Annotated in this window: 10 protein-coding genes; 6 read left to right on the top strand and 4 right to left on the bottom strand. The window is 62.4% G+C overall.

What is annotated here, in order from left to right:
- Positions 1-62: 62 nt before the first annotated feature.
- Positions 63-965 carry a GNAT family N-acetyltransferase gene (locus tag ADN01_RS17900; RefSeq protein ID WP_062417094.1) on the top strand — a complete coding sequence of 301 codons (903 nt, stop codon included), beginning with the start codon at positions 63-65 and terminating at the stop codon, positions 963-965.
- Positions 966-1,287: 322 nt separating this feature from the next.
- Here ADN01_RS17900 and ADN01_RS17895 read toward each other — a convergent pair whose 3' ends face one another.
- From ADN01_RS17895 to ADN01_RS17885, 3 genes are all read right to left on the bottom strand, one after another.
- Positions 1,288-2,391, bottom strand: a complete 1,104-nt coding sequence (locus ADN01_RS17895) for an aminotransferase class V-fold PLP-dependent enzyme (protein ID WP_062417092.1) — start codon at positions 2,389-2,391, stop codon at positions 1,288-1,290.
- 143 nt (positions 2,392-2,534) lie between these two features.
- Complete coding sequence (locus tag ADN01_RS17890) at positions 2,535-3,908, bottom strand: PQQ-binding-like beta-propeller repeat protein (protein WP_062417091.1); 1,374 nt, start codon at positions 3,906-3,908, stop codon at positions 2,535-2,537.
- Positions 3,909-3,997: 89 nt separating this feature from the next.
- Positions 3,998-5,392 carry an amidohydrolase family protein gene (locus ADN01_RS17885; RefSeq protein ID WP_062417090.1) on the bottom strand — a complete coding sequence of 465 codons (1,395 nt, stop codon included), beginning with the start codon at positions 5,390-5,392 and terminating at the stop codon, positions 3,998-4,000.
- Between the two features lie 610 nt (positions 5,393-6,002).
- Here ADN01_RS17885 and ADN01_RS17880 point away from each other — a divergent pair.
- The 5 genes from ADN01_RS17880 (at position 6,003) to ADN01_RS17860 (ending at position 12,693) form a co-directional block, all read left to right on the top strand.
- Positions 6,003-7,010 (top strand): sugar phosphate nucleotidyltransferase, encoded by a 1,008-nt coding sequence (locus tag ADN01_RS17880; RefSeq protein ID WP_062417089.1) that lies wholly within the window; start codon positions 6,003-6,005, stop codon positions 7,008-7,010.
- A gap of 17 nt (positions 7,011-7,027) precedes the next feature.
- Entirely contained in the window at positions 7,028-7,258 is a 231-nt protein-coding gene (locus ADN01_RS17875; RefSeq protein WP_062417088.1) for a hypothetical protein, read from the top strand.
- A gap of 57 nt (positions 7,259-7,315) precedes the next feature.
- Positions 7,316-8,476: a pyridoxal phosphate-dependent aminotransferase gene (locus ADN01_RS17870; protein ID WP_062417093.1), complete on the top strand. Its 1,161-nt coding sequence runs from the start codon at positions 7,316-7,318 to the stop codon at positions 8,474-8,476.
- Between the two features lie 162 nt (positions 8,477-8,638).
- Entirely contained in the window at positions 8,639-11,434 is a 2,796-nt protein-coding gene (locus tag ADN01_RS17865; protein ID WP_160318464.1) for a diguanylate cyclase, read from the top strand.
- Between the two features lie 56 nt (positions 11,435-11,490).
- Positions 11,491-12,693 carry a YhfC family glutamic-type intramembrane protease gene (locus tag ADN01_RS17860; RefSeq protein ID WP_062417086.1) on the top strand — a complete coding sequence of 401 codons (1,203 nt, stop codon included), beginning with the start codon at positions 11,491-11,493 and terminating at the stop codon, positions 12,691-12,693.
- An 85-nt stretch (positions 12,694-12,778) separates the two neighbouring features.
- Here the strand turns inward: ADN01_RS17860 and ADN01_RS17855 are convergent, their stop codons facing one another.
- The gene (locus ADN01_RS17855) at positions 12,779-13,588 is read right to left on the bottom strand and encodes a VIT1/CCC1 transporter family protein (protein WP_062417085.1); all 810 of its coding nucleotides are present in this window, start codon (positions 13,586-13,588) and stop codon (positions 12,779-12,781) included.
- Positions 13,589-13,791 lie beyond the last annotated feature (203 nt).

Raw genomic sequence — 13,791 nt, 5'->3', positions numbered from 1 at the left:
CGCCGCCTCTCCGGTATACTGAAGGTGTTCCCTCATCCATCCCCCTGCACGAGGCCTCCGCCATGCCTTTTCACCTGCGCCCTGCCCAAGCCAACGATCTGCCCGCCCTCCAGGAAGTGGAAAAGCTTTCAACCCCCTCGCTGACCTATCTGCCCTACGTCTTTGAGCAGTTCCTGCGCGACCCTGGCGGCGAGCTGAGCGTGGCCGAGGACGAAAGCGGCCGTCTGGTGGGCTGCGGCAAGTTCACGCGCCTGCCCGACGGCTCGGCCTGGCTGGAAACCCTGCGCGTCATCCCTGCCTGTCAGGGCCAGGGGATAGGCAAACTCTTTTACCAGCGCTTCTTAGATACCGCCCGCGCCCAGGGCGTCACCACCCTGCGCATGTACACCGGCGTGGAAAACCACACCAGCCGCGGGCTGGCCGAGCGTTTCGGCTTTACCCTGGCCGAAACCCTGCGCGGTTACCGGCGGCCCTGCCCATCCGAGGCGCCGGCGCTGGCCGCCAGCGGCTGGCACCCTCTGGGGACCCCCGCCAGCGTTGCGCCCATCCTGGCGGCCCAACGCGCCGCCTGGGGGCCGTTTTTGGTGCTGAACCGCACCTTCTACCCCCTCACGTCCGCCCTGGCTGAGCTGGCGGTGCAGCAGGGTTGGGCCTTCCAAAACGCCGACAGCGGGGATTTCTGCATCCTGGGGGCGCGGTTCATGCCCCAACAGGCTCTGCATTTGGGTCTGCTGAGCGGCGACCTGGACGGCTGCCTGATCTTTGCCTTGCAGCAAGCCTACCAACGCAGCGTGCCGACCCTGATCTGCACCCTGCCTGCCTCCGCCAGCGCCGTGCAGGCCGCCCTCCTTCGTCACGGCTTTCAGCCCGAACCTGCTGATTTAATCGTGATGGAAGCCCATTTCCCCGAATACGTGCCCCAACCCAGCCAACGCCCCCGTACGGGCACGGCGGTTTCCACCTAAATCACAGCCCGCAACGGCCTCGCCGTGCCCCCCAGCCAACGCCCCCGTAGGGGCACGGCGGTTTCCACCTAAATCACAGCCCGCAACGGTCTCGCCGTGCCCCCCCCAGCCCATTGGGCACGGCGGTTTCCACCCAAATCACAGCCCGCAGCGGCCTCGCCGTGCCCCCCTTGCCGTGCCCCAACCCAGCCAACGCCCCCGTACGGGCACGGCGGTTTCCACCTAAATCACAGCCCGCAGCGGCCTCGCCGTGCCCCCCCTTGCCGTGCCCCCCCTTGCCGTGCCCCCCCTTGCCGTGCCCCAACCCAACCAACGCCCTCGTTTACAGCGCGTCTAAAAAGCGGTCCACGTCCGTTTCATTATTAAAGAAATTGGGGCTGACGCGGATGCGCCCGTCGCGCATGGCCACCAGGATCTTCTGGGCCAGCAGGCGCTCATAGAGACTCTGGTTGGCCTCCTGCGACCCCAGCGTGATAGAAAGGATGGCCGAACGCTCCTCCACCCGCTCCACCGGCGAAGCGATGGTGATGCGCCGCGCCCGCAGCCCGGCGATCAGGCGGTCGGTCAACTCCAGCACACGCGCGTGAATAGCCTCCACCCCCACGGCCTGCAGCAGCTCCAGCCCGGCCGTCCAGGCGTGAAACAGCGAATAGGCAATCGTGCCGGTCTCATAGCGGCGCGCATCCGGGAAGTAGCGCAGCGCGCGGGTGTCGTCCTCAGCGGCGAACATACCGGGGATCACCGGGCGAATGCGCTCCAGAGCGCGGGCGTTGGCGTATAAAAAGCCCGTGCCCGGCATACCCAACAGCCATTTGAAGCCCGCCGCGCAGAGCAAATCAATACCCATCTCTTCCACGCGAATAGGGAAAACCCCCGCGCCTTGAATGCCGTCCACCAAAAACAGCGCCCCGTGAGCGTGTGCCATCTGGCTGTAGAGCTTTAAATCAGCACGGAAACCGGTGTTAAAACGCACCGCCGCCATCGCCAGAATGCGCGTGCGGTCGTCCACCAGGGCCGCCACCTTTTGCGGGTCCACGCGCTGATCTTCGTCCACCGGCGCCAGACGCACATCCACCCCGCGCTCGCGCAGGGCCAGCCAGGGGAAGGTATTGTTCCAATGCTCATCGGCGGGCACCACCATGTTGTCCCCCGGCCGCCAGTCGTACCCCGCGGCGGCCGTGCCCACCCCCACGCCGGTGCTGGTCACCAGGGCGTAATCCCTGGGCGCCCCGCCAAACAGCCCCGCCAGGGCCTTGCGCACCGCGGAGCGCGGCGAGGGTTTGTCTTGCGGGGCCGCACTGGCCGTCGTCAGATATTCTTCCAGCCGCTGCCGCACCCGCAAATTGAGCGGAGATTCAGCCGCATTGTTTAAGTAGACCGCCTGTTCCGTCACCGGAAACAGCGCGCGCGCCTCAGCCATTTGCATTCGATTCTCTCCTGATCCAGCGCTTGCCAAACACAGCCTCAAAACAACTCAACGCCCCCGGCATCCGGTCGGGGGCGGTTAAGGTGATTATACAGATTGTCCGTTTGCGGCGCGCTTAAAAATGGCCGCGGCTTTGCTTCTCCCTAGGGCTGGTCGTAACGCAGCACGCGCGGGGTATTGGTGACCACCACCAGAGCCCCATCTGGAGTGAAGCTGAGGCCCATCGCCACCCCCTCTACATCCAGCATGCGCAGATAGCGCCCGTTGCCGTCAAAAATCTGAATGCCCTTGATGTCGGTCACGTACACCTGCCCCTGTCCGTCCACAGCCAGGGCGTAGGGCGCGCGGAACTGCCCCGGTTCTTCCCCCTCCCCGCCGAAGCGGTTGATAAATTTGCCCTCCGGCGAAAATTTGAACACGGCGTTGTTAAAGCGCCCCAGCACGTAGATGTTGCCCAGCCCGTCCACCGCCAGGCCCGCGGCCAGCTCCGAATCCCCGCTGATGCTGCTGACCGCGTCTTCCACCGTCCACAGCACCTGCCCCTCGCGGTCCATGCGCAGGAGGGTCTCACTGTCGGCCAACACCACCAGTCCGCCGTCGGCCGTCACCTGCACATCGTCATAAAAGCGGTTGCCGGGGTTGGGCAGCAGCCCCAGGGGTTTGCCGGTGGCGCCTTCAAAGCGGTGAATACCGCTGCCGTAGGCCACAAACACCTCGCCGTCGCGGGCCGCCGCCAGCGCCCCCAAGGGGGTCTTATCGCCCATATCCCACAGGTTCAAGAAATTGCCGTCAGAGTCAAAGCGCTGCACGCGCCCGTCCGAGTAGTTGGCCACCACAATATTCCCCTCGCCGTCCACGCCCACACTGCGCGGGTCGTCCAGCAGCCCCGGAGCGATGCCCTCCTCGCCAAAAGACAGACTGGCCTGCGGGCCTGCGGGCGTGGGGGTGCTCAGGCTGAGCTGTGGGGCCGCCGTTTCAAAAAGCTCCTGCGGCTGCAAGCCCGCCGTGCTGGAGCTGCCGGCGCTCAAGGAAAAATACAAAATGCCTCCCAGCACCACCAGGAAACCCACCACCAACAGGCTCACCAAGCAGCTGATTCCGCCGGTCACCTTGGCCGCGGTTTTGACCGCCTGCCCCAGGCCGCTCATGTCCACCTTCACAGGCATCTCTATCGGGCTTTCGAACCCCACCTGCACCACCTGCCCGCGCTCAATCTGCTCCACCGCGGTGCTGGCCTGCTGTAAGGTGAAGTGGAAGCGATCCTGAAGCAGCTTCACGGCCGCCACCTTTTGGCCGTTCTTCACCAACCGCACTGCCTCGCGCATGGCCTCGGCCAGGTCTGGCAAATCCGTCATGGCCTGGTTGGCGCTCATCGTCGGCTCGCGCAGCGCCTGACGCCGCAGATCCGCCGGAACGATCACCGAGGAGGTGCAGAAACCGCAGCGCACGGTGGTGCCGGCGTTATCCGGCAAATCCAGCGGCGCGCCGCAGTTGGGGCAGTGGAAGGTCTGGCTCATGGCTTCTCCTGTTTCTATATCTAATAAAGTACATCTATTTTATCAATTTTTATTTCAAACTCAAGCCTCCCCCACACCCATTCAAGGACTTAATCGTTTTTGGAGGTTCGCCGCGAGAAATAGGCCCATTCCTGCGGGGCAGCCTGAGGAGGCTGGCCTTTTTGTGGGTACGCCCCTGGGCCAAAATCGCGCCGCCGCAAGCGCCCCGCCGCGCGCTGCACCAGGGCTTCTTCGTCCACGCTGACCATGTGCCCATCCCACAGCAGCGGGCTGCCGTCCACAAACACCGCCGCCACATCCCCCGCCGCCGTATTGTGAATCAGGCGCGAGAGCAGGCCGCGTTCGCCCAGCAGGTGCGCCTGGGGGTAGCGCAGCACGGTCAGGTCGGCGCGGTAGCCCACCGCCAGGCGCCCCACCTTGCCTGACCAGCCGCTGGCCTCGGCCCCGTAATCGGTCAGCATGTGCAGCACCTGTTCGGCGGGCAGGGCGGCTGCATCCATGCCGCTGCCCTTGGCCAGCAGAGAGGCCAGGCGCGCTTCTTTTAATAGATCATAGGTTCCGCTGCTGGCGGCCCCATCGCAGCCCAGGGCCACGGGGATACCTTTTTTCAGCAGGGCCGCCGCCGGGGCAATCCCGTCTGCGATTTTTAGATTGGTCGAAGGGCAGTGCACCACCCGGCCGGTGTGGTTGGCGATGATCTGAAGATCCCGTTCGCTCAGCCACACGGCGTGCACCAGGGCGCAGTCCGGCCCCAGCAGGCCGCAGCGCTCCAGCATCTCCACCTCACTGGCCCCGTAGCGCGCACGAACCGCTTCGGTTTCGGTGGGACCCTCGGCGCAGTGGGTCACAATTTGGGTGTGCAGCTCCTCGGCCAGGGCGCGCATGCCCCGCACCAGGTCCAACGTGCAGGCAGCCAGCCCCACCGGCCCCATGAGCACCTTCAGCCGCCCCCAGCCCGCGCCGTTCCAGCGCTCAAAGAAGCTGCGCGTGGCCGCCAGAGCCTGATGGGTGTTCATGTCCGGGGGATTATTGCCCTCGGCCTGATCCCCCACCATCACCGCCAGCGAGGCGCGCAGGCCGCTGTCCAAAATCGCCTGGGCGGCCGCGTCCGCGAAAGCCAGCTCGGTCATCTCGCTGACGCAGGTGGTTCCGGAGCGGATGGCCTCCACGCACCCCAACAGCGTAGCATCATACGCTTCATCTTCGCTCAGCGTATATCCGTGAATGAGAGCCTCCAGCCAGGCGTTGACCCCCAGGCCGTCGTACAGCCCGGTACCCAGGCTTTGGTACAGGTGGGTGTGCGCGTCCACCAGACCCGGCAGCACCAGCCCGCCGCCCAGTTCGTACACCTGCCAGCCCTCTTCACGGGGTAGAGGGCGCTCGCTGAGGCTGTCGATGACCCCATCCACAATGCGCATTTCGATCGGGCGCAGCCGTTGGCCGCTCTCATCCAGAGTCACCGCCTGAGTCAGCTGAATGCGCATGTCTGTCTCCTCTCGCAAAAAACCCACGTTTTATCCATACGGCGCCAGCTGGGTGTGGTACGCTCAGCCTCAGCGAACGCACCAAAAGGCCCAACACAACCGGTGCGTTGAGAACGCACCCTCTGTTTTGCGCCCTTGGCGCCTCCGCGGTTCATAGACACATTTTTACCGCCAAGGCACGAAGAACGCCAAGAAAGCGAAACAAAGAGCCCCTGTCGTTCCGGCGCGTTCGATAAAACGGGCCGTTTCCCCGGCTCTGTTTTGCGCCCTTGGCGCCTCCGCGGTTCAAAAACACGTTTTTTACCGCCAAGGCGCGAAGAACGCCAAGAAAACGAATCAACAAACCTCTGGCCTTCCGGTGCGTTCGATAAAACGGGCCGTTTCCCCGGCTCTGCTTGGCGCCTCCGCGGTTCAAACCGTTCGAGAGCCCCTCTTTCTCGAAGCAAGCGAACAACCCTGAACAAATTATACATCCCCCGCCGCGCTGGAAGAAAATCGGGAATTAAGGAAGCTCATGGGGTGACGTTTGTGAGGTGATTCCCCCCGGCATAAAATGTTACAATACGCGTATCCGTGCTTGACCCATCCCCTTTCAGGTAAAGGAAAAGTCATGAGCCAGACCTTAAAAATCGCAATCCCGATGGCTGGGCTGGGCACGCGCATGCGCCCCCACACCTGGAACAAACCCAAACCCCTGATTGCCCTGGCCGGTAAGACCGTCCTGGATTACGTTCTGGAACAGTTCAACACCCTGCCCGACCCTCAAAACGTCGAATATATCTTCATCGTTGGGCAGCAAGGGGACCAAATCCGCGCCTATATGGATGAGCGCCACCCCGACAAAAAAGTTCACTACGTCCTGCAGGCCGAAATGCGCGGCCAGTCGGACGCCATCTATCTGGCCCGCGAACACCTGCAAGGCCCCATGCTCATGGCCTTCTCCGACACCCTGGTGGAAGCCGACCTGAGCTTTGTGGGCAGCGAAACCGCCGACGGCGTGGCCCTGGTGAAGCCCGTGCCCGACCCGCGCCGCTTTGGCGTGGCCCTGGTGAATGAGCAAGGCTGGATCACCCACATGGAAGAGAAGCCCAAAGACATGCACAACAATCTGGTGTTGGTGGGCTTTTACTACTTCCGCGACAGCCAGGCCCTCATCAGCGCCATTGAAGCCCAAATGCAGCGCGGCATCACCCTCAAGAACGAATATTTCCTGACTGACGCGCTGAACATCCTGCTGGAACGCGGCGCACGCCTGCGTCCCTATGCCATTGACACCTGGCTGGACGCCGGCACGGTGGACGCCCTGCTGGAAACCAACCGCTACCTGATGGAACACGGCCACAACACACCCCTCACCGAAGCCGCCCGCCCCGGCGTGGCCATCATCCCGCCGGTCTTCATCCACCCCAGCGCCACCATCGAAAGCTCGGTCATCGGCCCCTACGCCTCGGTGGACTGCGACTGCCACATCAGCGACTCGGTGGTGCGCAATTCCATCATCGGCGAAGGCTCGCACATCAAGCAAATGATCCTGCAGGAATCGCTGGTGGGCCACAACGTTCAGCTCGAAGGCCAGGCCATCCGCCTGAACCTGGGCGACAACTCCTCCACCCGCTAAAAGGCACATCAGGGCGTATGAGCGAACGGGTTGAATGTCACTCCGGGTATGAATATGCCGAACGGCCGCTGGCGCTGGTCTGGCAGGATGAACGCCTGGAAATTGAAGAAATTGAGGCCCAATGGCGCATCCCCGGCGGCAAATGCTTCCGCGTGCGCACCGCCCCGCCCGCCGGCGAAAGCGCCCCCCGCCGGTTTGAACTGTTCTACGGCGAACTGTATGACGAATGGCGAATCCATCCGCTTTAAGTTCGTAAGGAGAATCCAAAGTCTATGAGCCAGGAAATCACTGCACAAGGAGCAAAAATGCGTGAGTCTTACATTTCCAGCCGCGTGGCTGGGCTGAAACCCTCCGGAATCCGCAAGTTCTTCGACATCGCCGCCACCATGAAAGACGTTATTTCGCTGGGCATTGGCGAACCCGATTTTGACACCCCCAAGACGATTGTCGAAGCGGGCGTAGCTTCTTTGCGCAAAGGTCAAACCCACTACACCTCCAACGCCGGCATTTTGGAACTGCGCCAGGAACTGGCCACCCACCTGAAAAAGCTGTACGGTGTGGAATTTGACCCCGCCACCGAAATCATCATCACCGTCGGCGGCTCCGAAGCCCTGTACCTGGCCAATACCGCCCTGCTGGACCCCGGCGATGAGGTCATCATCCCCACCCCGTGCTTTGTCTCCTATCAGGCCGAAGCCACCCTGGCGGGCGGCGTCCCCGTGGAAGTGCCCTGCCGCATGGAAGACAACTTCGACCTGAACATCGAAGCCGTGCGCAAGGCCATCACCCCCCGCACCAAAGCCATCCTCATCGGCTACCCCAACAACCCCACCGGCGCGGTGGCCTCGCGCGAAACCCTCACCGCCCTGCTGAAACTGGCCGAAGAGCACGACCTGATCGTCATGTCGGATGAAATCTACGATCAGCTCGTGTACGGCATCCCGCATGTGTGCTTCCCGGCTCTGCCCGGCGCCCGCCCGCGCACCCTGCTCTTGGGCGGCTTCTCCAAAGACTACGCCATGACCGGCTGGCGCATCGGCTTCGCAGCCGGCCCGGCTTCCATCATCCAGGGCCTGGTGCGCATCCACCAGTACACCATCATGTCCGCCCCCACCACCGCCCAGGTGGCCGCCATTGACGCGCTGAAGAACTGCGATGAAGACGTGATCGAAATGCGCGAAGAGTACGACCGCCGCCGCAAATTGATCGTCAGCGGCCTCAACCGCATCGGCCTGCCCACCTTTGAGCCGCGCGGGGCTTTCTACGCCTTCCCCAAGGTCTCCGTCACCGGTTTGGATGACGAAACCTTCTGCAACCGTCTGCTCAACGAAGAACATGTGGCCATCGTGCCCGGCTCGTCCTTTGGCGCGGGCGGCGAGGGCTTTGCCCGCTGCTCCTATGCCACCGCCTACGAAAAAATCGAAGAGGCCCTGCGCCGCATCGAGAAATTCGTCAACCGCCTCTAAACCTACCGATCTATCCATGCCGGGCCTGCTCAAAGAGATTGAGCAGGCCCTCTTTAAACTGAAAACCACTTGTAAGCGCAGGGGGGTTCCGGAATGCGAATTACTCGTTATACTATAAAAATGATAAAGTATTACCCCTATCCATGATCATTGGACCCTCAAGTGAGCGCTGAGTCAGCCGACCTTTTTCGTTTATTGTTAGATCATCTTCCCGATGCCATGGTGGTGCATCAAAAAGGGAAGATCCTTTTTGCCAATCCTGCTGCCCTGCAAATGTTCCGCGCCAGCCGACTGGAAACCCTGGTTGGCAAAGACATCCTGGCGCTGCTGCATTCCCAGGAGCAAATCACTGTGCTCACCCGCCTGCAGCGCGCGCTGCGCGGCAAGCCCACCCCGCCCACCGAAGAGCGCCTGGTGCGCTTTGACGGTTCCGAATTCCCCGCCGAAATCACCACCCACACCATCACCTACCAATCGGCTCCGGCTGAACTGGTGCTGCTGCGCGACATCACCGCGGAGAAACAAGACCAAACCGCCGTGTTCAATCGCGAGCGCATTTTGCAGGCCGCCGCGCTGATTTCTGCCTTCTTCCTGCGCCAGCCCGATTGGGAATCGGCCCTGCGGCGCAGCCTGGAAACCCTGGCCCTTCAGGCCGGGGTCAGCCGCGTGTACCTCTACGAAAACCTGCCGGCCGTTAAAAATGAATGGCTGGTGCGGCTGCGTTCCGAATGGGCGGCGGCGGGGCTGCCCCTCCTACGCGACGCCACCCCCCACATCCAATGGTCCTTCCGCGAAGTCGGCCTGCGCCGCTGGGAACAGCTGCTGCGCGCCGATAAGCCTGTGGCCGGGACGCTGGACGACTTTCCCAAAGGCGAAAAGCCCTTCCTGGCGCGCAAACAGACCCAATCCACCGCCTTCCTTCCCATCTACACCCTCGGCTCCACCTGGGGTTTCCTGGGGCTGGATGACTGCACTCAGCCGCGCGCCTGGTCCAGCGGCGAGCTGGAAGCCCTGCGCCAAACCGCGGATGTGTTGGGGGCCGCCCTGGAACACCGCCAGATGACGGACGAGCTGAGTGAAATTCAAAGCCGCTTTCACGACCTGTTTGAATTCACCCCCCTGGCCATCACCGAACAAGATTTTTCCCGCGCCCGTCAGGTCCTTCTGGATCTGCGCCGCGCCGGGGTTCAGGACCTGCACCAGCACCTGCAAACCCACCCGGATGTCAAAGCGGCCTACTTCCGCAGCATCCGCCTGGTGGACGCCAACCGCGCCGCCCTGCAGTTGTATGGCGCCCGCTCCAAAGGCGAATTGATCGCCCGTTTTTCGCTCATCGCACCGGTCGAAAACCAGCTCATCACGCCCCAAGAACTGGAAGCCGTCCTTTCGGGCCAAATGAACTTTCAAAAAGAGGTCGTCAACCACACCCTCAATCACGCCACCATGCATGTGGACTTGCGCTTTGTGGTCCTGCCCGGCTATGAAAAAGACCTCTCGCGCGTCATCGTCTCCACGGTGGACATCACCCAGCGCGTACAGGCCGAAGCCTCTGCCCAGGAGCGCCAGATCCGGATTCAAACCTTGCTTCAGGCCATCCCCGATTTGATGTTTGTTTATTCCAATCAAGGCGTTTTTCTGGAAGCTTATGCTCAAAATCCAGAGGATCTATTCGTGCCCATTGAACATGTCATCGGCAAATCTCTCGATGAAGTTTTGCCGCCCGATCAAGCCGCAAAGTCCCTGGACTGGATCAAGAAAACCCTGGCAAAAAACCAAATGCAGATCTGGGAATATCCGCTAGAAATTCAAGGGCAAACCAAATACTTTGAATCGCGCGTGATCCCCTTTGATGAACACCGTGTTCTCGCCATCATCCGCAATATCACCGAACGCAAAGCGTCCGAAATTGCGCTCAAAGACGCCCAGACCCAATTGGCGCAGCGCGTGACTGAGCTGGAGAACCGCAACCGCGAAACCGCCGCCATGGCTGAAATGATCAATCTGCTGCAAATCAGCACCGACTTCGATGAGGCCCTGGGGATCATTGAACAATTTTGCGTGCGCCTGTTCCCGGATATGGCTGGTGCCTTTCTGGACCTGGACGAAACCCACGCTCAACTGCGCGTGCGCCGCACCTGGAACCACCCGGCCCTCATTGGGGAGACCTTCCAACGTAACGACTGCTGGGCTGTGCGGCGCGGGCGCTCCTTCATCTCCACCGACCCCGAAACCGGCCCGGTTTGCCAGCATGTGGGCATGCCGCTGCCTTCCAGCTACCTGTGCGTGCCGATTTTGGCCCAGGGGCAAATTGTCGGCCTGCTCCACCTGCAAACCCCCGCCGAACAGCCCGGCCTGACCCCTGCCCAACAGCAGTTAGCCGTCCACGCCAGCGAACAGATCGGACTGGCCCTTTCCAATTTGATCCTGCGGGAAAAATTGCAGCGGCAGGCCGTACACGACGACCTGACCGGCCTGTATAACTACAGCTACATGGAGGGCAGCCTGGAGCGCGAGCTGTATCTGGCCCGCACCACCAGCGCCCCGGTCAGCATCATCATGCTGGACCTGGATCATTTTAAAGACCTCAACACCCAGTTCGGCCACCCGCGCGTCAACCAGTTCCTGCGCCAGTTTGGCCGCCGTCTGCGCCAGGTGGTGCGGGCAGAAGATGTGCCCTGCCGCTACGGCGGAGATGAATTTCTCGTCGTCCTGCCCCACACCGACCTGAACCAGGCCGTGGAATTGGCCGAAACCCTGCGCGTTCAAATTCGCTCTCTGCCGATCCAAAGCGAATCCGCGCCCACCCACTTCATTTCTGCGTCCATCGGCGTGGCCTGCTCTCAGGAACACGGCCTGACCATTGAAGAGCTGCTCGAGGCAGTGGATCGGGCGGTGTACCAGGCCAAAGCCCAAAACGACTGCGTGATCATCGCCCCGCCCCGCACGCTGAATCCCTGAAAAGCGGTACAATTAGCTCCGTACAGCCAAACTATCCAACTTGACGGAGCCATCCCATGAAGAACCTCAAGCGCATTTTGGCGCTGCTGAGTTTGCTGTTTTTGGCCGCCTGCGCCCCGGCTGCCGAGCCTTTTCAGCCGGGCGGGTGGGTCAACGGGCCAATCAACGAAACCCAACCCGGCGCATCCGATATTTTTGTCGTCACGGTGGCCGCCGCGGGCGACCCTGTCGGCATTGATTTCAGCGGGTCAGTCACCAGCGGCTCGGTGCGCGCCGTCCTCAGAGACCCCAGCGGCCAGATCCTGTGGGAGCAGGCAGCCCCCGCCGTGCCCGGCCCCTTCGCCTATACCACCACCCTGCGCCCCGAAACCCCTGGGGAGTACCAGTTGGGATACGCCTGGGAGGCCAACACCCAGGCCTCCTATTCCATCGTGTGGCGGCCTGAAGAAATGGTGCGGCCCAGTCTGACCCCGGTGATCCTCGTCCCCGGCATCAGCATGATCCTGGTGGCCCTGGCGTTTTTGGCCTACAGCCTGGTGCGCCGCCTGCCCTTCCGCTACTTCCTCTTCGGCGGGCTGGCCTGGGTGGTGACGGTGGCGCTCAAGTTTGCCTGGGCTATCCCCTTCAACACCCCCATCTACAAATTCCTGACAGAAAACCTGCCCGCGGCGCTGGGCTTTCCCGTCTTCTATCTGTATGTCGGGCTGCTCACCGGCGTTTTCGAAGTGGCCCTCACCTGGCTGGTGCTGCGCTACACGCGCCTGGGCAAGGCCCCCTGGCGGGCGGCTTTGGCCTTTGGCATCGGCTTTGGCGCGCTGGAGGCCTTTCTGCTGGGCGCAAATTCGCTGGTGGGCACGGCCACAGCCCTGCTCCTGCCGAATATCCTGCCCCTCTCCACGCTGGAGACCGTGGCCCAGGCCAACAACTGGATGTACAGCCTGATGCCCTCGTGGGAACGCTTCTTCACGGTGTGGATTCACATTTTTTGCAACACCATGCTCTTCCTGGGCGTGGCCCAATCGCGTCCCAGCCGCATGTGGGCGGCTTTCATCTATAAATCCCTCATTGACGCCCTGGCTGCCTGGGTGCAGGTGGCGGGGATAACGGATGTTGGCTCGCTGTGGATGGTAGAAGCCGCTATCGCCATCTGGGGCGGGCTGGGTTGGTGGGCGGTGGTGCGCTGGGTGCAGCCGCGCTACCCCGCCGAGACGCCGCCCGCGCCAGCCTCGCCGTCTGAAACGCAGGCCGCGCCCCTGTAATTATCTTCCCCAGTGCATGCACAAACACGAGGGGCGGTTTTGGGGCCGCCCCTCGTTGATTCCCAATCCGTTTCGGCAGGCAGCCTTACACCCCCAGGCCCTTCAGCAAGAACCCTACCCCATAGGCCACGCCCGCCGCCAGCCCGCCCACCACCAGCATCTCCAGCCCGCTGCGCCAAAAATTGCGCTCAGTTACCAATACCTTGGCCGCCCCCAGCCCAAACAAAGCCAGAGCCGAAAGCCCCAAAGCCGTGAAGAAGGTGGTATCCTGCGGCAAGCCCAAAGCAAAGATCCAATCAGCCAGATAGGCCAGCAAGGGAATGGCCCCTGCCAGGCAAAAGGCCCCAAAGGTGGTCAAAGCTTCCCACAGCGGGTTGCGCGTCTCCTTTAGCAAGCCCAGCTCTTCCACCATCATGGCGTCCACCCAGCGCTGCGGATCGCGCGTCTTAATCGCCAGCATCTGGGCGGCGTCCTCCGGCGGGTAGCCCTGCTTGAGATACAGCTCCAAAAGCTCAGCGCGTTCGCCGTCGGGGAAATTTTCCACCTCCCAGGCCTCGCGGGCGCGTTCACGCTCATAGAATTCCTTCTCGCTCTTAGAGGACAGATACGCACCGGTGGCCATCGAAAAGCCGTCCCCCAGCAAATTGGCCAGCCCTAAGATCAAGATAATGCTGGCGTTCAGCTCCGCCCCCACCACGCCCGAAACCACCGCAAAGGTGGTGATAATTCCATCCAGGCCGCCGTACACCAGGTTGCCCAAATAGGCCGACCCCACCCCGCCGTGATGCTCATCCGCCTGTTGAATCCGTTTGACCTCATGCGCGCGGGCCGCCGCTTTGCGGTCTCCGGCAGCGTACGCCTTGCGCGCTTCTTCCAGCCGTTTCGAAATGCTCATCGTTCACCTCATTGCTGTCCAGGGTATTCAAGCCGCCGTCCATTATACTCCCGCTCGCGCGCCGAAAAACCCGGCTGGACGACTCCCCCTGCCTATGGTATAATCCCCCCGCTTAATCCATCTCACACGCCTGCCTGACCGTCCGCTGCGTGCCCCCCTGGGGGTGGCGGCCGGAGTGAGGGCGGCGGAGGAAAATAACGCAA

Source organism: Levilinea saccharolytica, from assembly GCF_001306035.1.
GTDB classification, from domain to species: domain Bacteria; phylum Chloroflexota; class Anaerolineae; order Anaerolineales; family Anaerolineaceae; genus Levilinea; species Levilinea saccharolytica.
This window is presented reverse-complemented; position numbering and strand designations above follow the sequence as displayed.

Excerpts from the sequence above, each read along its gene's own strand:
- ADN01_RS17900 (WP_062417094.1), top strand. The coding sequence starts at position 63 with ATGCCTTTTCACCTGCGCCCTGCCCAAGCCAACGATCTGCCCGCCCTC.
- ADN01_RS17895 (WP_062417092.1), bottom strand. The coding sequence starts at position 2,391 with ATGCAAATGGCTGAGGCGCGCGCGCTGTTTCCGGTGACGGAACAGGCG.
- ADN01_RS17890 (WP_062417091.1), bottom strand. The coding sequence starts at position 3,908 with ATGAGCCAGACCTTCCACTGCCCCAACTGCGGCGCGCCGCTGGATTTG.
- ADN01_RS17885 (WP_062417090.1), bottom strand. The coding sequence starts at position 5,392 with ATGCGCATTCAGCTGACTCAGGCGGTGACTCTGGATGAGAGCGGCCAA.
- ADN01_RS17880 (WP_062417089.1), top strand. The coding sequence starts at position 6,003 with ATGAGCCAGACCTTAAAAATCGCAATCCCGATGGCTGGGCTGGGCACG.
- ADN01_RS17875 (WP_062417088.1), top strand. The coding sequence starts at position 7,028 with ATGAGCGAACGGGTTGAATGTCACTCCGGGTATGAATATGCCGAACGG.
- ADN01_RS17870 (WP_062417093.1), top strand. The coding sequence starts at position 7,316 with ATGCGTGAGTCTTACATTTCCAGCCGCGTGGCTGGGCTGAAACCCTCC.
- ADN01_RS17860 (WP_062417086.1), top strand. The coding sequence starts at position 11,491 with ATGAAGAACCTCAAGCGCATTTTGGCGCTGCTGAGTTTGCTGTTTTTG.
- ADN01_RS17855 (WP_062417085.1), bottom strand. The coding sequence starts at position 13,588 with ATGAGCATTTCGAAACGGCTGGAAGAAGCGCGCAAGGCGTACGCTGCC.